General features: G+C 63.7%; 16 protein-coding genes. 11 read left to right on the top strand and 5 right to left on the bottom strand.

The features are described 5' to 3' along the window. The first annotated feature begins 89 nt into the window (after positions 1-89). Positions 90-1,115 carry a Gfo/Idh/MocA family protein gene (locus BLW08_RS11005; RefSeq protein ID WP_091325051.1) on the top strand — a complete coding sequence of 342 codons (1,026 nt, stop codon included), beginning with the start codon at positions 90-92 and terminating at the stop codon, positions 1,113-1,115. Here BLW08_RS11005 and BLW08_RS10995 read toward each other — a convergent pair. After that, positions 1,112-2,728: a sulfatase-like hydrolase/transferase gene (locus BLW08_RS10995; protein ID WP_254779824.1), complete on the bottom strand. Its 1,617-nt coding sequence runs from the start codon at positions 2,726-2,728 to the stop codon at positions 1,112-1,114. The two genes, BLW08_RS11005 and BLW08_RS10995, sit on opposite strands and share 4 nt — an antisense overlap. Positions 2,729-2,870: 142 nt before the next feature. On the opposite strand from BLW08_RS10995, the gene BLW08_RS10990 reads away from it, so the two are divergent. Continuing rightward, on the top strand, positions 2,871-4,073 hold the full coding sequence (locus BLW08_RS10990; protein WP_091325050.1) for a GntR family transcriptional regulator: 1,203 nt from the start codon (positions 2,871-2,873) through the stop codon (positions 4,071-4,073). 70 nt (positions 4,074-4,143) lie between these two features. Here BLW08_RS10990 and BLW08_RS10985 read toward each other — a convergent pair whose 3' ends face one another. After that, on the bottom strand, positions 4,144-6,516 hold the full coding sequence (locus BLW08_RS10985; protein WP_091325049.1) for a polysaccharide lyase 8 family protein: 2,373 nt from the start codon (positions 6,514-6,516) through the stop codon (positions 4,144-4,146). A gap of 257 nt (positions 6,517-6,773) precedes the next feature. On the opposite strand from BLW08_RS10985, the gene BLW08_RS10980 reads away from it, so the two are divergent. The 9 genes from BLW08_RS10980 (at position 6,774) to BLW08_RS10940 (ending at position 16,759) form a co-directional block, all read left to right on the top strand. Continuing rightward, the gene (locus BLW08_RS10980) at positions 6,774-7,361 is read left to right on the top strand and encodes a DinB family protein (protein ID WP_090823412.1); all 588 of its coding nucleotides are present in this window, start codon (positions 6,774-6,776) and stop codon (positions 7,359-7,361) included. 65 nt (positions 7,362-7,426) lie between these two features. Beyond that, positions 7,427-8,407 (top strand): phosphodiester glycosidase family protein, encoded by a 981-nt coding sequence (locus tag BLW08_RS10975; RefSeq protein ID WP_090823410.1) that lies wholly within the window; start codon positions 7,427-7,429, stop codon positions 8,405-8,407. After that, complete coding sequence (locus BLW08_RS10970; RefSeq protein ID WP_091325048.1) at positions 8,404-9,567, top strand: bifunctional glycosyltransferase family 2/GtrA family protein; 1,164 nt, start codon at positions 8,404-8,406, stop codon at positions 9,565-9,567. The genes BLW08_RS10975 and BLW08_RS10970 overlap by 4 nt, the downstream gene beginning before the upstream one ends. Beyond that, complete coding sequence (locus BLW08_RS10965) at positions 9,567-10,274, top strand: DUF4956 domain-containing protein (protein ID WP_091325047.1); 708 nt, start codon at positions 9,567-9,569, stop codon at positions 10,272-10,274. Before BLW08_RS10970 ends, BLW08_RS10965 begins: the two co-directional genes overlap by 1 nt. After that, positions 10,271-11,059 carry a polyphosphate polymerase domain-containing protein gene (locus BLW08_RS10960; RefSeq protein ID WP_091325046.1) on the top strand — a complete coding sequence of 263 codons (789 nt, stop codon included), beginning with the start codon at positions 10,271-10,273 and terminating at the stop codon, positions 11,057-11,059. Before BLW08_RS10965 ends, BLW08_RS10960 begins: the two co-directional genes overlap by 4 nt. A 56-nt stretch (positions 11,060-11,115) precedes the next feature. Continuing rightward, positions 11,116-12,690, top strand: coding sequence for a carbohydrate-binding domain-containing protein (locus BLW08_RS10955; protein WP_091325045.1), 1,575 nt, complete (start codon positions 11,116-11,118; stop codon positions 12,688-12,690). A gap of 200 nt (positions 12,691-12,890) precedes the next feature. Further along, the gene (locus tag BLW08_RS10950; protein WP_091325044.1) at positions 12,891-13,844 is read left to right on the top strand and encodes a family 43 glycosylhydrolase; all 954 of its coding nucleotides are present in this window, start codon (positions 12,891-12,893) and stop codon (positions 13,842-13,844) included. A 121-nt stretch (positions 13,845-13,965) separates the two neighbouring features. Next, complete coding sequence (locus BLW08_RS10945) at positions 13,966-14,466, top strand: sensor histidine kinase (RefSeq protein WP_254779823.1); 501 nt, start codon at positions 13,966-13,968, stop codon at positions 14,464-14,466. 106 nt (positions 14,467-14,572) lie between these two features. Continuing rightward, positions 14,573-16,759: a transglycosylase domain-containing protein gene (locus tag BLW08_RS10940; RefSeq protein WP_091325043.1), complete on the top strand. Its 2,187-nt coding sequence runs from the start codon at positions 14,573-14,575 to the stop codon at positions 16,757-16,759. Here the strand turns inward: BLW08_RS10940 and BLW08_RS10935 are convergent. From BLW08_RS10935 to BLW08_RS10925, 3 genes are read right to left on the bottom strand one after another with little or no spacing between them, the layout of a single operon-like run. Beyond that, a complete protein-coding gene (locus tag BLW08_RS10935) occupies positions 16,728-18,497 on the bottom strand; it encodes an FAD-dependent oxidoreductase (RefSeq protein WP_091325042.1) in 1,770 nt (589 codons plus the stop codon). The two genes, BLW08_RS10940 and BLW08_RS10935, sit on opposite strands and share 32 nt — an antisense overlap. After that, on the bottom strand, positions 18,494-19,354 hold the full coding sequence (locus tag BLW08_RS10930) for a sugar phosphate isomerase/epimerase family protein (RefSeq protein WP_091325041.1): 861 nt from the start codon (positions 19,352-19,354) through the stop codon (positions 18,494-18,496). The genes BLW08_RS10935 and BLW08_RS10930 overlap by 4 nt, the downstream gene beginning before the upstream one ends. Beyond that, positions 19,351-21,597 (bottom strand): oxidoreductase, encoded by a 2,247-nt coding sequence (locus tag BLW08_RS10925; protein WP_091325040.1) that lies wholly within the window; start codon positions 21,595-21,597, stop codon positions 19,351-19,353. Before BLW08_RS10925 ends, BLW08_RS10930 begins: the two co-directional genes overlap by 4 nt. Positions 21,598-21,599 lie beyond the last annotated feature (2 nt).

The raw sequence follows: 21,599 nt of genomic DNA, 5'->3' as shown, positions 1-21,599 counted from the left end.
TTTATTCCTCCCCTGACGCTCCCCAACAATCAAGGTGATCTGCGCGGGCAAGCTGTGTCCGCGCTTCGGCTCCGAGCTAAAGAGGGAAATTGATACGACTGGGAATCATTGGCGCCGGTGCCGTGGCACACTTACATGCTGAATCCGCCGGACGGATCAGCAACGTCCAACTGGCCGCCGTCTGCGACCTGCGACAGGAAGCGGCCGAGGGGGTTGCCTCGCACTGGGCTGCCCAGGTCTATACCGACTATGCGGCGATGTTCCGCGAGGCCGGACTGGACGCGGTGATCATCAATACCCCGCACGCGCTGCATTTGGAGATGGTGCTCGCCGCAGCAGAACACGGATTGCACGTGCTGGTGGAAAAGCCCATGGCCACCACTGTGGCTGACTGCGATCGCATGGTCCAAGCCTGCCGCGACGCCGGGGTGGCCTTGGTGATCGGTCAGATCCAGCATTTCCTGCCGGAGAAGCTGGCGGCCGAGGACGTGCTGGCCGGCGGCGAACTTGGCCAGGTCTTGATGATCCGTGACTACAGGACCACCGATTACCGTCCCGGCACCCGTCCGGAGTGGTTCTTCAGCCAAGCCATGGCCGGCGGCGGGGCGCTGATGAACATCGGTGGCCATTGCCTGGACCGTTCCCTCTGGTTCGGCGGCGCACCGGTGGAATCCCTCACTGCCTCGACACTGAAACGGTTCGGCGTTCCGGTGGAAACGGACGGCACCATCTCGCTGACGCTCCGCAACGGCGTCCACGTCAGCGTCGTGGTGGTCTCCGACGCCACCCAGCGCATGGACGAGGTCCTGATCGTCTGCGAACACGGCACCATTTCCTGCAGCCCCCACAACGGAACGCTGGTGCGCAGCAATGGCACCACCCGCACGGTCTGGGAGCCACAGCCGGAGGACATCCAAGAAGGCTTCTACCTGCAACTGCGGGACTTCATCAAAGTGTTGGACGGCGGAACACCGAAAGTCAGCGTGGAACACGCCCGCCACATCGTTGAAGTAGTCCTGGCGTCCTACGAGGCAGCCGGGAGCGTTAGTCCTGTGGTCCTCAACCCGTCCGGCGATGCCACCCGCGCCGAACGGGTCCTGAGCGAAGTCCCCTAGGAGGCTGGTCCGGCTGCGGCGCGGCCGGCTGCGGCCGTGCCGTCCCAGTTGGGTGGTGTGAAGGCCCCCAAGGGATCATCCAGCACGGTAGCAGTCTGGCCTGCCCCGGCCACGGGAAGCCAGCTTCCCTCCAGTCCGGGGGCCGCATGACGATGGAACCACTGCTGAAGTTGGGCCCTCATGCCGGACACACGGACCGCGTGGGCGGGTTCACTGACGAGGTTCACGCGTTCATCCGGGTCCGCCACAAGGCCGTAAAGTTCGTGGGGACCGTGCGGGTAGCGGTGCACGTACTTCCATTCCGCGCTACGGATCATGCGGACCGGGCCGTATTCGTCAAAGACCACGACGGCGCGTCCCCCGGCGGCGGAGGGCCGGCCGCCGCCGTCGTGGTACTCACCAGTCCCGTCGCCGGCAGCGTCCAGCGGCCCACCGCCGTCGGGGTACTCACCAGTCCCGTCGCCGGCGGCGGAGGGCCGGCCGCCGTCGTCGGGGTTCTTAGCGGCGCCATGACGCGCATCGCCAGGAAGCACGCTTAGCAGCTCCGCGAAGGAGCGCCCGGGGCCGCGTTCGAAGGGCCGCGCGTCCAGGCCCGCGATTTCCAGGACCGTGGCGGCCACATCATAGGCAGACAGCAGTTCCGTGAGGACAGTCCCCTGCTGGATGCGTCCAGGGAGCGCGAAGATCGCGGGCACTTTGACGGAGGAGTCGTAAACGTTCTGCGGGAAAGTCCCATTACCCTTGCCCCAGATTCCGTGGTGGCCGCAGTTGAAGCCGTTGTCGCTGCTGAAGATCACCAGCGTGTGGTCGTCGATGCCCAGTTCTTCCAGTCGCCGCAGGACGTCACCAATCCCTGCATCCATGGCGCTCACCGCCGCGAAGTACCCCAGCAGGGCCGCGCGCACGTCACCCTCGCCGCCGATCGGCACACCATCCACGGTGGGGGTCCAGGGGTGGAGTGGCTCCTGGGGACAGCTGCTGAAGGTGCAGTCGCGGTAGAGATCCTCGAATTCGGGCGGATGCTGGCCCTTCCACGGTTTGTGGGGTGCGGTGTAGTTGAGGGCAAGGAAGAAGGGCTCGGGTTCCTTCGAAGCTTCGTCCAGGAAGTCCAAGGCGTCGTGGGTGATCGCGTCCGTCAAGTACTCGGTGACCAACTCCCGGTGGCTGGTGCCGTCGTCGAACCTGTACATCACGGACCGGTCATAGGGACTGCCGCCACCCTGCAGCGCAAACCAGTGGCTGAAGCCTTTCCTGGGAACATCGTTGGCGCCCAGATGCCATTTGCCGGAAAGCCCCAATCGGTAGCCGGCATCGGCCAAGGCGTCCGTGAACAGGGGTTGGCCCTGCAGGTAGTCCACGGCTTCCGGTCCCGTTTCAATGCCGGCCAGATAGTCGTGGACGCCGTGGCGCGAAGGGATATCCCCTGTCATGAGACTGGCGCGGGCGGGCGAGCAGACGGGCGACACGCAAAAGAAGTTCTCCAAACGCGTTCCCCGGGCCGCGAGGGAGTCGAGGTTGGGAGTCTGGATCTCCGTGTTTCCGGCGCATCCCAGCGCCCAGGCGCCTTGGTCGTCACTCAGGATGAAGATGATGTTTGGCTTTTTGTTGGACACCCCTCATTGCTACGCAACCTGCACACGAGGAATCAATGAGCATTCCCCAGTACCTTGCATACTCAGGAAATTAGTATCTAAATACTCCCTAAACTCTGGTGCAGGATAGGAGTAATCGTCCGTTCACAGGTGGAGTTTGATCATGCCAAGGAAGAACCCGCAGGCCGTCCATGCTGAGCCTGCCTCGGCGACCGTCCGCGACACCGCCAAACAGAACCTGAAATTCCAGAACCTCAGCGACAACCTGCGCAGGGGCATTTTGGCAGGGACGTGGGCTGTGGGAACCAAGCTGCCCACCGAGCAGCAACTGTCCTTGGACACCGGGCTGTCCCTCACCACGGTGCGGCGGGCGTTCGAGGACCTGGTGGACAAGGGTCTCGTGGTCCGGCGGCAGGGTGCCGGGAGCTTCGTCGCCGCGCCGCAGCGCTCGCAAAAGCGCTCCCGATACGTCATAGGTGTTCTGCTGCCGGATACCCAGCTTTACTACCCACAGGTACTGCAAGGCATCGAGGAACACCTGTCCTCCCGCGGTGCGAGCCTGCAGCTCTCCACGTACCACTATGACTTCACCCGGGAAAACGCCAGCATCGAATTTCTCCTGGATGCCGGTGTGGACGGGCTCATCCTGGTGCCGACACTGACCGGTTTGGACAATCCCCAGCAGCGGGTGGCCGAGCTCATGGCCCTGCCCGTTCCTGTGGTGCTGCTGGAGCGTAGCCTGGATGATCTGGGGCCCGGAGACAGGACCGAACACGTCTGCTCGGATCACCAGGGCGGAGCTTACGACGCCGTGATGCACCTTCACCGCTTGGGTCACCGAAAGATTGGGCTGCTCACGCGGGCGAACGAGGCCGCGCGCAGCAGCAACCCCACCCAGGCCGCGGTGATCGCAGGGTACGCGGCCGCCGTCGAGGCTTTGGGGCTGGACACCTCTTTGCGGTTGAACAGCGGCGGGCATCACCGCATGGCGTTCAGCGCCACCAAGCCGGAGTGGGAAGCTGACCAGGCCGAGCACATGTTCCAGCTCCTCGCGGGCAGCGGCGCGACAGCGGCTTTGGTCTTCGGTGACCGGGAAGCTGCGCTGTTGGAAGGGGCCGCCGCGAGGCGAGGCATCCGGGTGCCGGAGGACCTTGCTTTGGTTTCCTACGACGACGAAATGGCCGACCTCGCGCAGATTCCCTTGACGGCGGTCTCCCCTGCCAAGCATCGGCTGGGTGTCATGGCTGCCGACGTCCTGCTGCGCCGGTTGACCGAGGGCGATGCTTGCCCGTTGTATCAGATCCGTTTGCGGCCAAGAATTGTGGTCCGTGATTCCTGTGGGGCCAAGGTGGTTAGCCCTATCTAGCGCGTTGTGAGGCCCGCTCTACGCCCCCAACACCCGGGATAGCGCGCAGAACGGGCCCCACAACAGGAGACTAGCGGCGGAGTTTCACCACCCTGGCCTGCCCACTGAGCCCGGCCGTATCCAGCGTCAGGGTAGTTTTGCCCGCTGAGTCCGTTCCCAGCGTGCCTGCACCTTCCAGCACGCTGGACCAGGTGCCCTCAGGCAGCGTCAACGTGAGGCTGGCAGCCTTTTGCGTCGGCTCACTGACAGCCAGGCTGAGGACGTTGCCGTGCCGGGAGAACACCACGCACGCGGGGCCTGATGCGCCAAGGTCGCCTGCCGTCCCGGGCTTCCAGAACGTTGCCGCGGTAGTTTTCTCTGCCGTGAACTCCACCGATTGCGCCGTGGCATCGTTGCGGATCACCACATGTTTGTTGCCCTTCGCCAGCTTGCTGCAGTCCTTGGCCGAGACCCCGGGTGCCACCAGGTACGCATAGCTTTTTGGCGTTCCACCCGCGCCGTGATCCACGTAGATGGTGGCGAAGTTCCTTTGCTGCACGGTGGTACTGCCGTTGATGTTTACTCCCGACCAGCTTCCGGAGCGGCTCTCCCGGAGCACCGTCAGCGGGGAGGAATCCAGTACGGCATAACCACCGAATCCTTCCAGGTGGACCCAGCGATCGTCACTCAGCACCACAGCGTTACCGGCCGTTTCCGCGATGGCGCCCGACGCCGTCGTGAGTGCATTGGTGCCTTGGTGGAGGTTGCGGTGGTCAACGATTGTTTCCACCCTGGCTCCGGAAGCGGTGGTGATGTCCGCGCCGAGGCAGACGGTGACATCGCCGCTGACGAACCAGGACTTCCGCGCCGACAGGCCGGTTCGGCCGGGACCCACCAGGTGCTGCCCGACGGCGGCGACCTCACCGAGTGCGGCGGAGCCGGTCCACTCATTGGCCGGGACGGCAGCGCCCCATTCGCCTTCCACCTTGTCCGGCAATGGCGTGGTGTCCACGGTGGTGCCCGGGAGTCGGTTGTAGTTGGCGGTGGCCCAATAGGCGTCGTCGTACTGGCCGAGGTCTGAGGTGTGGAAGTAGGTCATGCCTGAACCTGTGTGATACCCGCGGTTGTTTTCGCCGTTGCCGCATTCGTACCAGGCGATGCGGTTGCTGGCCATGGACAAGGACAACGCCCAGCCGCTCCCCCGGTGAATGGTGCGGTCCATGGCCGGGAAGAGGCGGTGGCCCGGGGACTCCGGCACAGGCGCAACGCCGGCGGCCAGCAGTTCTTTGACCAAAGCTGTCCGGGGAACGCTCGCCCCGGACAGGATGGGGCGATAGGTGTTGCGCGTGATCCAGCCGGCGCAGAGGCCCCGCCAGCGGGTTGCCGTGGCGCTGTCCATGGCGCGGGCCAGGAGCAGGATGGCTTCGATGCTTGTTGCGGCGAGGTCATATCCGGTGTTGGCCTCGCGGCTGATACTCCGGCCGCGCACCGAATCGGCCATGGCTCCGTTGATGATGAGCGGCGCAAACGATCCTTCTACGGCGTCGAAGAAGATGCTGCGTGATGGGTCGGAGACCTCGAAGCCTGTGCCGCCAAGCAGTGCAAACAGCTTGGACAGGCCGTTCAGCAGCACAACCCCATAAGAACCGGTGTACGGCGTGGTGCTGTGTTGGATGAATGAGCCGTCCCGGAAAATTCCGTCGCCGCTGGTGACGTACTGCCACACCTGGCTGAGGCCGGCGATGGCGTGCTGGAGCTTGGGAGTGTCCTCTCCAGCCAAGGACCGGATGATGATTCCCTGGCACAAATCCACGCGGTTTGCCCCCACCGAGGTGATCTTGCCGCGCTTGGGCGGGAACTGCAGCCACGGATCAGGGACAAAATGATCGATGGCTGCGGAGTAGGCCTGGATCTCAGCGGCGGAGAGCTCGGCATGAAGCAGGACCATGGCGTCGGCCAAAGCCCGGGGCACACCGATTTCCCACGACCACCAGTTGCCCACTTCTTCCTTGGTGTGGTTGTAGCAAAGGGTGTTGGCATCAGCGAGGCCGGCTTTGATGTCCGCCAGTACTGAGGCATCCCCAAACACAGCGGCTGTGGGTGTGGCCCAGGCCGTAGCAAGCTGGGACAGACGCGTATACGTGGTAACCATCTCCGCGTCCTTGGCGAAGGACAGATCCGTGAACACCGATGCGCGGCCGGGTGCCCTGTTGAGCTTTGCCAGGGAGTCAGCGGCTTTGTTGTTCAGGGCGGTGATCGCCGCGGCGAAATCTGCGTCGCCTGATTGGATGACATTCCGGCCCGTAATCTGGTCCACCCAGCGGCTGCGCAACGCTGCGAACTCCGCGGCATCCGGTGCGGTTTCGGCCCAGGCATTCTGGGCAAACATGGAGCTGACCACTGCTGCGAGGGACAGGGCACCGGCGCCCTGAAGCAGGGTCCTGCGGGGAAATTGAAGTGACAAGGAGTTGCTCCTAACACTCGTGGACGGACCTGGTCCGGCGTCTTTTGGCCGGGGTCCTCCACTGGCTTGCGTTGTAGTCAACGCGAGATGGAAGGGAGGAATAAAGCAGTACCTTGTTACGTCCACGGCTGCGCGGGGCTTAGGCGAGACCGCGGGAATGCTGCGAGATCGCTGGAGGTAACCGGGGGTATTGGCACGTTTCCCGCGAACTCGGCGCCCGGGGCCCTTCGCCTTGCCCCTTGGGTAGAGTGCTGAGCATGGATGACAAAGCGATGTTGCTCGGCTATTTGCGGCTCCGCAGGGCGGACCTGCTCGGAAAACTGGACGGCCTGGGCGAGTACGACGCCCGCAGGCCCCTGACGCCCACAGGCACCAACCTGTTGGGCTTGGTGAAGCACGTGGCAAGCGTGGAGTTGGGGTATTTCGGGGAGACCTTCGGCCGGCCCAGTGGACTCGATCTGCCGTGGTTGGCCGATGATGCTGAACCGGATTCCGATATGTGGGTGCCGGTCACTGAGACCCGCAAACAGATCCTGGAGCTGCACCATTTCTCGGCCAAGCACAGCGACGAGACCATCGAATCCCTCCCCTTGGATGCGCCGGGTGTGGTGCCCTGGTGGTCTGAGGAAAAGAAGAACGTCACGCTTCACCAGATCCTGGTTCACATGTGCGTCGAGACAGCCCGCCATGCGGGGCATGCAGACATCATCCGGGAGCTCATCGACGGTTCCGCGGGACAGAGACCCGGCGATCCGAACATCCCCAGCCGCAACTCCGAAGAATGGGCAGCCCACCGGTATCGCATCGAGGAAGCAGCCCGCGAGGCCGATCGCCGCCACTACTGAACCTTCACAGCCCACGCATATGTTGGGCAAACCTCCGGCGTAGCCTTGCTCCGTAGAAATGAGGAATGACTCCTCCACAGACTGAACACCGTAAGGGCGGCCGGACACGGCGCGTCGTCGTCTCCGCCGTTCTGGCGGTCACTCTCTCTGCCGGGGGTGCCGCAGCCTGGGCCCTCGACCGATTCGTCATTCCGCACGCGCAGATCACCAATGTCTCGGAATACGAAGCCAGCCAGGCCGGAACAACCACGACCACGGATGAGACGTCCGCTGACACAGCGGCGAGCGCCGTGGTCACCGATACCTCCTACACCTCGGGCGACACTGGTGTCACCATCTCCACGGTGACCACCGGCAGCGGCGACGACACCGTCACCTACTACGTTGCCGACGTCGTGCTTGACGACGCCACCACCCTGAAGTCGGCGTTCGCCGAGGACACGTTCGGCGAGAACATCACGGAGAACACCTCCGCGATCGCCGAAGACCACAACGCAGTCTTTGCCATCAACGGCGACTACTACGGCTTCCGGGACACCGGAATCGTGATCCGCAACGGTGTGGTGTACCGGGACGAGGGCGCCCGCCAGGGACTCGCCTTCTACAAGGACGGCACCGTCAAGGTGTACGACGAGACAACCACCACTGCTGACCAGCTCATTGCGGACGGTGTGTGGAACACGCTCTCCTTCGGACCGTCGTTGTTGGACAACGGCCAGATCGCCTCCGGCATCGAGGACGTGGAGGTCGATACCAACTTCGGCAACCACTCCATCCAGGGCGAGCAGCCGCGCACGGCCGTGGGCGTGATCGATGAGAACCACTTGGTGTTCGTGGTGGTGGACGGCCGCAGCCCGGGCTACAGCGCCGGCGTCACCATGACCGGCCTGGCGCAGATCATGAAGGACCTGGGCGCCACCACCGCGTACAACATCGATGGCGGCGGCTCCTCCACCATGTACTTCAACGGATCCCTGGTGAACAACCCGCTCGGCGACAACAAAGAGCGCGGCACATCAGACATCCTCTACATCGCCCAGTCATGATCATCCTCATACCGGCGTACGAGCCGGACCACCAGCTCATCACCCTCATTCAGAATCTTCAGGAAGCTGATCCGTGGCTCACCATCGTAGTGGTGGACGACGGCTCCGGGCCTGACTACCAGGACACGTTCGACGACGCCGCACGGCTTGGGTGCCATGTCCTCAGTTACGACGTGAACGGCGGCAAGGGCCACGCGCTGAAGAGCGGCTTCGCGTTCATCGCTGAGCGCTTCCCCGGCAATGACGTGGTCTGCGCTGACAGCGACGGACAGCATGGCGTGGCCGACATCCTTGCCGTTGCCGACCGTGTCCGCCATGTGACGGCATCGATGGTCCTGGGCTGCCGGAACTTTACCGGTGACGTCCCTGCCCGGAGCCGGTTCGGCAACACGGTGACGCGGTGGTTGTTCAGGCTTGCCACGGGCCAGCGGATCACGGACACGCAGACCGGGCTCCGAGGGTACAGGGCGGACATGATCCCCTGGCTGCTGTCGGTTCGCGGTCAGCGCTACGAATACGAGCTCAACCTGCTGTTGGAGGCGAAACAGGCCGGCTACGGGATCCACAGCATTGAGATCGCCACCGTCTACCTGGACGATAACTCGGGATCACATTTCCGCCCCGTGGCCGACTCGATCAGAATCTACGCGCCGCTGCTGAAGTTCCTTGGCTCGTCCTTGTCAGCGTTCGCGGTGGACACGGTGATGTTCCTGGTCCTCCTTGCCTCCACAGATTCCCTGCTGATTGCAGTACTTGGTGCCCGCGTGGTCAGTGCGTCCGTGAACTTCATGGTCAACCGGCGCCTGGTGTTCGAGCATGGCAAGGACACCTCGTTCCGGGCAGCTGCTACTGGATATGTGGCGTTGGTGCTGGTCCTGTTGACTGCCAACTACGCCGCGATGTGGACCCTCACTTCCTTGGCCGTCCCCGACTTGTTGGCCAAGCTCGTCACTGAGGTGGCCCTGTTGGGAGTCAGCTACGCCGTGCAGCACCGGTTCCTGTTCGTCCGCAAGGGACATGACGCGTCAACGGAGCGGCCCCTGCCAACTGAACCGGCCGCCGTCGAAACACACATCCCAGCCTTGGTCCCGGCACAGTTTCAACACAGCCTCACCGGGAAAAGTGGAGACCAATCCCCCAAGAGATTCCGGAGTAACTGATGAACACCATCATCCTCATCGCGGCAGACCTGGCCGCCATCACCATTTTGACGCTGGCCCTCTACCTCCGCCGGCACCGGCGCCGTGACCTGGTGGTTTCCTACCTTGGCATGAACGTCGGCGTCCTGGCCGTTGCCACGGCGCTGTCCGGTTCGGCCGCGGGTGTTGGCTTGGGACTTGGCTTGTTCGGTGTTCTCTCCATCATCCGGCTCCGGTCCACGGAACTCGCCCAGCACGAGGTGGCCTACTACTTCTCGGCGCTGGCGCTGGGCCTGATCGCGGGCATCGGAGTCGAGCCGCTCTGGCTGACGCTGTCCCTGATGGCCTTGGTCCTGCTGGTGATGTTCGTGGGCGACAACCCCCGGGTCCTCCCGGCCTACCGTCACCAGACCGTGGTGCTGGACCGGGCCATCAACAACGAGCCCGAGCTCTATGCCCGGCTGGAGGAAGTCCTCAACGGCACGGTCCACTCCGCCACTATCCAGGAGTTGGACATGGTCAACGACAAGACGATTGTTGATGTCCGGTACGCAGTCTGCCCCGCCCACCAGGATCTGTCCCAGCCACGGCACGCACAGCTTGGCTTCGACCAACCCGCCGGCGCACTGTCCCCGGCCCCTCAGGAACTGCCCACCCAGTCCCAGCAGCCGGTCCAGTCCCAGCAGCCAGCACAGCAGTCAGTGCCTACCTCGGCCGGTGTCGCATGAGCCGCATCGACGCCCAACCGATCATCCCGCAGCTGAGCCAGCTACCCGCCGTCGGACTTGAAGAACTCACCACGGAGGCCGCACTGCTGACCCGTGTGGACCGCAAGTATCTTGTTCCGTCGGCCACGGCACGGCGGATACTCACCACTTTCGGCGCCGAAGCCCGGGTCCTGGAAATGGAAGGGAAGCGGACCTTCGACTACGACTCCGTTTACTTCGACACCCCCGGTTTGGACAGTTACATGCTGGCCGCCCATGGCCGGCGCCGTCGGTTCAAGGTCCGCACTAGAACCTATGTGGACAGTGCCGTGAGCTTTTTGGAGGTCAAGACCGAAGGCGCCCGTGAGGCCACGGTCAAGGAACGCATCCCCTACGAGTTGTGCGACCGCGACCGCTTGACCGACGAAGGCCTGGCCTACGTCAACGAGACCCTCGCGGCCACCATCGGCGATGTCGCGTTCGGTCCGCTGGAGCCGGTCCTGTCCACCCGCTACGACCGCACCACCCTGTACCTCCCCGAATCCGGGAGCCGCGCCACCATCGACTCCGACGTCACCTGGCAGGCTCCTGACGGCCAGCCGTGGGTTCTGGACAATGCGGTGGTGGTGGAGACGAAATCCGGCTCCGCCCCCGGCCCCTTGGACCGGCATTTGTGGGCGCACGGGGTCCGGCCGTGCCGCATCTCCAAGTTCGCCACCGGCATGGCCGCCCTCCACCCCGAGCTGCCGGCCAACCGCTGGAACCAAACCCTTCGGCGCAGGATGCCCCTGCGCCCCCTGCACTGACCTCCCTCCGCTGACTTTCCCTCCAAAGACTTCTTCCACAGACCAAGGAATCAACCATGCGCTCCTTCCGCACGTCCCTTTCCGTTGCCGCCGTCGCCTTGGCGATCTCCCTTGCCGGCTGCTCCACGGCTGCCACCAGCTCAACCTCCACCGGCACCACGTCCAGCACCACCACCTCCACCCAGCAGGCCGTCACCGCCGCCACCATTGAGGAAGACACCCACTACGACAGCGACGACCTCACGTGGGATACCGCTGATGAAGTGGCCATCAGCCTGGCCGACGGCGGCAGCAAAGTGACGTCGTCGTCCTCCACCGGTGTGGCCGTTGACGGCAACACCGTCACTATCAGCGCCGCCGGAACGTACCGCCTCAGCGGCTCACTGGCAGACGGGCAGATCGTGGTGGCCGCCGGCGAATCCGATACCGTCCGGATCATCCTGGACGGCGTGGAATTGGGCAACTCGTCTGGCTCACCGTTCGTGGTGAAGAGCGCGGACGAGGCGATCGTGTATTTGCAAGATGGCAGCACCAACACCCTGACTGACGCCACCACCTATGCCGACCAGGGCGACGACGCTCCCAACGCAGCGCTCTACTCCATGGCCGACCTGACCATCGCCGGCTCCGGTTCCCTGACTGTCAACGGGAAATCCAACGACGGCATCGTTTCCAAGGACGGCCTGGTGATGGCCGCCGGCAAGGTCACCGTGGACGCTGTGGATGACGGCATCCGCGGCAAGGACTACACGGTGCTGTTGGATGGCGCCTACCAAGTTACTGCTGGCGGGGATGGCGTGAAAGCTGACAATGACACTGACGAGGGCCGGGGATGGCTGCTGGTCAGCGGCGGATCCCTGACGGTCAACGCCGGGGATGACGGAGTGAAAGCCTTCAATACGCTGACCGTCAGTGGCGGGACAGTCTCCGTGGCCGAATCTGAAGAAGGATTGGAAGCACAGCACATTGCCATCACCGGCGGAGACGTCACTGTCACCTCCCACGACGACGGTGTGAATGCCTCCGGTGGTTCCTCCACTTCTGCGGATACGGGCGCTGCCGCTGGCATGGGCGGGCCCGGCGGTGGCGGGATGGGTGGTGGCGATACGGTGGGCGACTACACAGTGGACGTCTCCGGCGGAACGCTCACCATCAATTCCGAGGGCGACGGCCTGGACTCCAACGGAAACGCCACCATCTCCGGAGGCACCGTGGTGGTCAACGGTCCTACCAATGATGGCAACGGTGCACTCGATGTGAATGGTGATCTCACAGTCACAGGCGGAACGGTTGCAGCGGCAGGGAGCGCCGGCATGGCGGTGACACCCGGAACCTCGTCTACGCAGTCGGGCGTTCAGCTGACCTTCAACTCGTCCGTTTCGGCAGGCACTCCGGTGCACATCGTTGACTCGTCGGGAACTGTGGTTGCAACGTTCGTGACCACTAAGAGCATCGCGTCCCTGGTGTACTCGTCGTCAGCCATCGCCGACGGGGCAACGTACACCGTGTACACAGGGGGCAGTGCTGAGGCGAAGGCGGGCGTCACCACCGGTTCCATCGATGGCGCAGAGGAACAGGGAACAGTCACTGCGGGCCAGTACAGCCAGGCTCAGGGTCCCGGCCGCCGCTAAATTTTGTGGCAGACGAAATTCTGCTGGATCATCGCCCAGTTCACTCGAAGGAGACCCCGGAAATCCAGGGATCTTCAAGAGGGAGCAGGCGGATGATCCAGCAGAATTTCGCCACAGGAGGGGAACTTCGTTGACACACCCGGCTTCTGGTTCCTAAGCTTTCTGCTTGTTAGCGCTAACAAAGCCCCGAGGGATCATTCATGAGCCACGCTGTGCCCGCCAAGTCCCCCATCTTCCGGGATCCGATCGAGGACGGCGCCGCGGATCCCACCGTGATCTACAACCCGCACGAGCAAGCGTGGTGGATGATCTACACCAACCGCCGCACCACCGTGCCGTTCGAGGACGGCCTCAGCTGGCTGTACGGTTCAAAACTGGGAGTCGCTTCCTCCGTTGACGGCACGCACTGGGACTACCGCGGAACTGTTCAGGGCCTCGATTTTGAGTGGGGACACAACACTTTCTGGGCGCCGGAAATCTTTGAACACGCAGGAACCTTCCACATGTACGTCAGCTACATCCGCGGCATCCCTGCCCACGGCAACCCGCATTCCATGGAGATCCACCACTACACCAGCCCGGATCTCCTGGCTTGGACCCACCATGGCATAGTTCCCCTGAGTTCCAACCGGGTCATCGATGCGTGCGTGCACCAACTCCCCGACGGTGGCTTCCGCATGTGGTTCAAGGACGAAGTGCACGGCTCCGAAACCTGGGCGGCGGACAGCGCAGACCTCCATGACTGGACCGTTCGCGGGCACGTCCTGACCACTCCCACTGGCCACGAAGGACCCAACGTGTTCCAGCTGGGCGGTTGGTACTGGATGATCGTGGACACGTGGGCCGGGCAGGCGGTGTACCGTTCCAGGGACCTCGACTCGTGGGAGCAGCAGGGAACCATCCTGGCCGGGGCTATTGGAGACACCTTCCGCCGGAGCGACGACGTTGGTCCGGGCCTCCATGCCGATGTGGTGGTCAATCAGGGCCGGGCATGGATCTTCTACTTCACCCACCCGGATCGCACGGACGGGAGCCATCCGACAGTCCAAAGCCGGCGGTCGTCGATCCTCGTGGCCGGGCTTACTGTCACTGACGGGGTCCTGCACTGCGATCGGGACGCGGACACCCGGCTGGTCCTGGGCCAACCATCGTAGGCAAGCTCCCCCAAACTTGATGCGAACTTGAGCAAATCGAAAAGGTTCCTTGATATAGCGGCGCGACGCTGGAAGCAGTCGAAGGACCAATACCGAGGGGCTTCGGCAACGAATCTCAAGTATGAAAGACATCGATGTGGGGGACGCAATGGAGCAGTCATCAGCATTAACCGAGGTGGTGTCCGTTAAGGGCATCATCCAGGACCAGCACCCCGTGGATTTCTACGCACTGGGCGTCGCAGGATGCATCGACCGGCTCGCTGCACCGCTCCGCCTCAACGGAGTGAAAGTGCACTGGCACACCCCGCATCACGGCATCGAGATCTCATCCTCGGCCGCCGCGCTGCTGTATCACGTGGCGCAGGAGACGTTCAGCAACACCCTCAACTACGCCAACGCCAGCGAACTCACCGTCCGGCTTAACGCCGTTTACCACGGTATCCAACTGACCATCGCGGATGACGGCGACGGCTTTGAAATCCACGCGGCCCCCAGTGGCAGGCGGCATGGCTTTGGGCTGCTGCTGATGTCCATTGCAGTGCACGACGCCGGCGGGACCGTTGACATCGACTCTGCGGTTGGACAGGGCACCAGTGTGAGGGTGACTCTGCCGCTGGATTGAGTCCGATTTGGGACCTTATTTGGGCTTCGAACCATGGCCCAACCGCGCAGCCAGACGTATTCTGTAGCTACTTTTCAGCCTGACATCCCGACGGAATGGCACGAAAATGGCGCACAACAAGGGTCCCAAGCTTGGTCTCGGCAAGGTCCTTCTACGGGTCTTCGGGTACTTCTTCATCAGCATTCTCTGCGGGGTGCTGATCTCCGGACTGGTGGTGCCTGTTGTTGCATTCACCAGCACCACTGTGGGCGGCTCAATCGGATTCTATGAGAGCCTGCCGAGCCAGCTGAACGTCGATTCCCCGTCACTTTCCAGCACCGTAGTTACAGCGGACGGCCAGCACATCGCCACGTTCTACGCCGAGAACCGGGTGAAGGTTCCGCTTGAACAGATGTCTCCCTTTATCCGCGAGGCAATCGTAGCCATCGAGGACAACCGCTTCTACGATCACGCGGGCGTGGATGCGCAGGGCATCATCCGCGCGCTGAGTTCCAACCTGACCAAAGGAACGCGGCAGGGTGCCTCCACGCTGACGCAGCAGTACGTCACCAACGTGCTCAACGAGTCCCGCCTTTCCGAGGGGCGCCCCGAGGATGTTGTGCTCAGTGGCCAAAAAACCATGGGAGACAAGCTTCGCGAGGTCAAGCTCGCCTTGGAACTGGAAAAGCGTTTCAGCAAGGACCAGATCCTTGAGGGCTACCTGAACATCGTGTTCTTCAACCGCAATGCTTACGGTATCGAGGCCGCATCCAGGTACTTCTTCAGCACGTCCGCGAAGGACCTGACCCTTCCTCAAGCGGCGCTCCTTGCCGGCCTGGTCAATGGGCCGAGCATCTACGATCCGACGGTGGCTCCTGAGGGGGCGCTCAACCGTCGCAATCTTGTGCTGGACCGGATGCTGGAACAGGGAAAGATCACCGCTGTGGACCATGGGGTTGCGGTGGCAACGCCCATTGAACTGAACATCACCCCGTCCTTGCAGGGTTGCGCGGGCGCCGCCATTGCCACCTATTTTTGTGATTACGTCTCCCACCTGATTCTCAATGACGACAGGTACGGCTCAACGCTCAATGAACGTGAGCGGCTGCTCTACCGTGGTGGGCTGACCATCACCACCACACTGGACAGCAGGCTCCAGGCCGCAGCGCAGGCCCAGGTGGATGCCTCGGCCGGGGATAACCCGGACAAATGGGGAGCCGCCATGACCACAGTTCAACCGGGCTCGGGCAAGATCCTGGCGATGGCCCAGAACACCGTCTTCGTACCCCAGGAAGGGAAGTACGACACTCAGCTGAACTTCAATGTGGATGCCAAGGACGCAAACGGTTACGACCTCAACGGAGCCGGAGGATTCCAGCCCGGATCCACCATGAAGCCCTTCATCTACGCCGAATGGCTCAACGAAGGCAAAAATCCAACCGCGGTGGTGGATGCCTCGCGAAGGGTCTACCCGGTGGGCTTCCCATGGCGTGACAGCTGCGGCAGGGTATTGGGCGGCTACAGCACTGCCCAGAAGAACGCCAATTTGGGCGCTGACGACGACCTGCAAAACAACGATGCCGGGTATTACCGCGCCATGCCCATCAACTACGGCCTCTACAACTCCATCAACACCGCAACATTCGCCACGGCAGCCCAGCTGGACTTCTGCGGCATCCAAAAAATGGTGGATACCGTGGGCCTGCACAGCGGCCTGGACAACGCTCCGGTGAACATGCACCAAATCGGCAACTTGCTCGGTTCCATCGGCGTGGCCCCACTGATCCTCGCGAGCGCCTACGCAACCTTCGCAAACGACGGCACGTACTGTGCACCGATTGCCATTACGGAGATCAAGGATTCCCAAGGCAGGCAATTCGAGGCCCAAAAGCCGGAGTGCCGGGACGCCGTGAAACCGGCCGTGGCCCGCGGCGTGAACGCCGTCCTGCAGGACGTCCTCAAGATGGGCTCCGGCGTCTACATCAACCCCAAAGTCCAGAGCCAGGTCCCGGTGGCCGCCAAGACCGGTACGTCCAATAACAACGGGGCCACGTGGGTTGCCGGCTACACCACAGCCCTGGCCACGGCGTCGTTCTTTGGAGACACGACGGCGGGACAGCAGCGGGCCGGTCAGAACGTCACCATCAACGGGAGGTTCTACAAGTCCTTGGACGGCTACATGATCGCCGGCCCGCAGTGGGCTAATTACATGATGGAAGCTAAGGCCCTTTACCCCAGCGGGCCTTTCGCCGCTCCTGCTCCGCCGCCAGCACCGGCCCCGGTCACACCCGCACCTGCTGTGCCTCGGCGGTAGCCGTGTGGTCATCATCGTAGGTGGACACGCCTGCGAGATCCCTTCCCGCGATGTAGCCGAACGTCAGCGCCGGGCCGAGGTTGATGCCGCCTGCCGGGTAGTGGCCGCCCATGACATTGGCTTGGTCATTGCCGGCGACGTACAGACCGCCTATCACCTCGCCGTCGTGGTTAAGGGCCCTGCCGCGGCCATCGGTATCCAGCCCGGCGAACGTCCCGAAGCTGCCTGGAACCACACGCACTGCGTAGAACGGCCCTTTTTCGATGGGGCCCAACGACGGGTTCGGCTGGTGCCGCGCGTCCCCGCCGTAGCGGTTGAAGGCGGTCTCACCACGGCCGAAGTCGGGGTCGACGCCGGCACGCGCGTTGGCATTGAACCTCGCCACGGTGTGGCGCAACCCAGCCGGATCGATGCCGCATTTCGCTGCCAGTTCCTCGAGAGTCCGGCCCTTGATCAGGTAGCCGGAGCGAAGGTAGGGGAACAGCGGAACGGGCAGCGGCTTGGCCATCCCCAGGGGGAACCTGCGGACAAAACGGCTGTCCGCGATTTGCCAGGATTCCACGGTTTCGCCCTCAGGTGTGGCGGCCAGGAGTGCCTCAACATAGTCGTAGTAGCCGTTTGCCTCGTTCACGAACCGCTTCCCATCCGCCCGGACGCCGATGCTGCCCGGTTTCGCGCGGTCCATGATGTGCGGGAACACCCCGGTGCTGCCATCGCGGTAAGGCACCAGCGATACCGGGCACCATGCGGCCGGTGACTTCACTGCGGTGGTAAAGCGTGCACCCACGGATTGGGCCAGGGTGATGCCGTCGCCGTTTGTCTCCCCCGGCGCCAGGGTCCAGTGCTCACGGCCCGTGGGCGTCTTGGGGAACAGCTCCTTGCGGCGCTGCACATCGTTGGGGAAGCCGCCAGAGGCCAGCACCACACCGCGGCTCGCGTTGATCTGCAGGTCCCCTTCCGGGGAACGCACGACGGCGCCTGTCACCTTGCCGTTTTCGTCCTTGAGCAATGCTGTGGCCGGCGTGGAAACGCGGATGTCCACTCCGAGATGGTCCGCGGATTTCAGGAGCCGACCGGTGAGGGCGGTGCCGTTGACCAGCTGCATATTGCGGCGGTGGACCAGTACGTCCAGGAGGTGGAATCCGAAGCGCCAACCCGCATGGAAGAGTCCTTTGAGGTTGCCCTGCGACGCCGACAGGAACTTGCTGAGGTCCGGGCCGGCCATGATCCCCATCCCCAGGAACGAGGTTTCGTAGAGCTGGTGGCGCATCCTGGCGCGCACGGCTGGCCTGATGCTGCGGGCGTTCAGCGGTTTGGGGCCCACGGAACGGTTGCCCGTGCCGGCTCCGGGAAGCTTGCCGTAGATGTCGTTGATCTTGCTGCCGGGTACGAATTGCAGGGACGTCTTTTCATGGAAGAAACCCACCATGTGTGGGGCAGCTTCGAGGAAAGCATCCACTTTGTCGGCCTGGTAGTGGTCGCCGAGAACCTCGCGAAGGTACGTCCGGAAGGTATCTTTGTCCTCGCTGACACCCTCGGCTTTCGCCAATGGGTTACCCGGGGCCCACGCCCAGCCGCCGGACCAGGAGGTGGCGCCGCCGCACACACTGGCCTTCTCCACGACGATGACTTTCAGGCCGTGGTAAGCCGCAGTCACTGCAGCTGCGAGACCTCCGGCTCCTGAGCCAACTACCAGGACGTCGCAGTCCGCGGTGGGAAGTGGTGAAGTGCTGGTCATCGGTTGCTCCCGGTAAGTGCTGCGGCGCTGATTGCTGATGTTCCAAGGACGGAATCCGCCGCCGCTTTGAGGTGTTTGGCCCACGCCAGTTCGCCACGTGCGCCCGCTCTGCTGTTTGACGGTGTTTCGACGCTGACGGGGATGTCCGCAGGGAATGCCGCCACGAGGGCTGCGAGGTCGAATTCGCCTTCCCCCGGCACACCCCGTTCCGATCGGGATTCGGTGATCAAGGCCTCCCTGCTTGGAGGCGCGGCGGCAGGCCCATCGCAGAGTTGGATCAAGGGGACCAGGTCCGCAGCAGCTTCGAGTTCAGCTGCAGTGCCGCCGAAACGGTTGACATGGAGGGCGTCAACAACAATCCTGCAGCCCGCCCGCTGGGCCAACTTCAGTGCTTCAGGGACCGAGCGGACGGTTTGGTAGGCGATGGGTTCCAAGGTAGGCATGATGCCGTATGCCTTGCCGTCCTGTGTCATCTGCGCGAGGTGCCCTTCGAATCGGCCAAGGTCCGGATCTGCGCAGGCCACGGTAAGGCTTGATGCCCCCAACGCTTGACCCGCCTCCATCATGTGCAGCCAGGCTTCGCGCTGATCCTGCCCGTTCTGCAGGCCAGTACCGTCCAAGAGAAGGAACTCGATGTCTTCCACCGTGATGCCTGTATCGGCCATCCGTTCCAGAGTTTCCTTGAGCATCGGAGAGCCAGGCTGGAGGTTGTATGGCCGCTCGGTGGTGGTGACTGGACGGACGCGGGCTCCGATGAAGTCGAAGCCCGCCTGTGCCGCGATGCCCACCAAATCCGGGGGCGCGGTTCCGACGAGGGAGAGCTGGGCGATGCCGAGCCGTCGCTTTTGAGTGGTCACTTTCGGGCTCCGTTCAGGGTGAAGTCATGCTGGGTGTCGGCGAGGTCGCTGGAATGCTGCGAGTTCGCCGGAACTCTCGGGCGGTCTGACACCGTTCCCGCGAACTCGACGGCGGGGAGGTCGGAAGCGGGGGTGAGGGCCAGGGCCGAGGCGATACGTTGGGCAGCGTCGTACCCGCTCTTGACCGCGTTGGACACGATGGCAGCTGTGGTATCGACGACGGTCCCGGCCAGTGCGACGGGCACGGACGCGGCGATGCTGAGCTCAGCTTCCCGTTGCTCCAGCGTGAGCGGACCGTCCAAGGGAAGCACGGATCGGGACACCAGCAACTCCCCCGGCGCTTCAACCCACTGGTCCTCAACACCCGCCTGACTGATCCGGACCCTGCTGCCGCCAAACTCCCCGGAACCGTCAGACTCCCCAGCTCCGTCAAACTCCTCGATGGTGCTGGACAGGAAGATCCGTACCTTCGGGTTGGCTTCAAGCCGGGGTACTGCGAGGATCTTGGCCCGGCGTCCGGACTCCGGAGCCAGGGCTTCCTGCGGCCCGACAATCAGCACAGCAGTACCTCGTGCAGCAAGGGTGTCGGCCACGCTCATGGCCACCGAATCAGCACCCCAAATTGTCACAGCCTCCGGCACACGGGCCGCAGCCTCCGGCGCGTTGCCCACAGCCTCCGGCACACTGCCCACGAAACCGGGCGGGCCGGCGTCGAGATTTTCCGGATGCACATCGAGCACTTTCGGGTGGGCGGTGAGCCAGTCCCGGATGTCAGAGACACGGGGTGAGTCGTCGCCTATGAACCCTGGAGAGGGCCTGCGGCCACCTGTCGCAATGACCACTGCGTCCGCGGTGAAGTCACGGGCCAGCTTGCCGGCGTCGGACGTATCACCGTGGGCCGCCAACCGGACCTCCACGCCCAGGCGCTCGTTTTCAGCTCTGGACCAGTCTGCGAAGCGGTGGAAGTCCGGCGTCGATTTCATGCGCTCGGCCAGGGCGAACTGCCCACCGGGCCGGACGCCGTGGTCCATCAGCGTCACGCGTGCACCGGCTTCGGCGAGTTCTCGCGCGGCGGTGAGGCCGGCCGGGCCTGCACCCACCACGAGTACCCGAGATGCCGGGCGAACGGCTGGCGTGGGAACCGGGACTCGTGAACGCCCAACCGCCGGGTTGACGGTGCAGGTGACCTGGCCGAGGCCAAGGTTGTCTATGCACACGTTGCACGCGATGCAGGGCCGGTAGCGCTCGCCGCGCAGAACGCCACCAACAAAAGCGGGGTCCGCGTGGATGGCGCGGGCCAGGCTGACGAAGTCGCAGGTGCCCTGGGACAGGACTTCCTCGATGATTTCGGGGCTGTTGAGCCGTCCAGCCATACCCAGCGGGATTCCGAACTGGCGGTAAGCCTTGGCGTAGTCGGCAAGGATCCCGGGCTTCCACTCCCCTGACTGGACGATCCATTCGCCGGCATCGTAGCTGCCCGCGGAAATGTCCAGAAAGTCGAGCTTCTCCAAGTGGGCTTTGGCGATGATGGCCACTTGCTGCTCAGCGCTGATGCCGTCTGCCGGACCTTCCACTACTGAGACGCGCATTCCCACGATCGTGTCCGGTACGGCTGCCCGCACGGCGTCGATGACCAGGTTCATGAAGAACTCCGGTGCCGCGAACTCGTCCGTACGGTGGTTCGAAATGGGCGACATGAACTGGTGGATCAGGTATCCGTGGGCACCGTGCAGGTTGATGACGTCGAATCCGGCGGCAACCGCTCGGCGGGCCGCAGCCCCATAAGCCTCCACGAGTTCGTAGCACCCGGCGGCGGTGAGTTCCCGCGGAACCTCACCACCCGCCGTCGGGCACGGAACCGGAGACGGCGCGAGGTTCTTGAAGCCCGAAACTGCCGCTTGGGCGGTACGTCCGCCGTGATTAAGTTCGACGGCGGCGAGTGCACCTTCTGCGTGCAGGGCATCGGTGAGTCGCCGGAGCCCGGGGATCACGTCATCGGCGTGCAGGCCGAGTTGGTGGGTGCGGCCCTTACCGTCGGCTCGGACATAGGTGGCCTCCGTGGTGACCATGCCGAGCCCGGCCTTGGCACGGGTGACGAGGTAGTCGATGTATTGCTCCGTGATGTGACCGTCCGTGGTGCCGTAATTGCGTTCCATCGGAGCGGAGGCGAGGCGGTTACGGAGGGTCCTGGGGGTGCGGCCGTTGCGGCCCAGGGTCAGTGGAGTTGCTGCTGAAGGGTTCATGG

The organism is Arthrobacter sp. cf158 (assembly GCF_900106835.1).
Lineage (GTDB): Bacteria > Actinomycetota > Actinomycetes > Actinomycetales > Micrococcaceae > Arthrobacter.
This window is presented reverse-complemented; position numbering and strand designations above follow the sequence as displayed.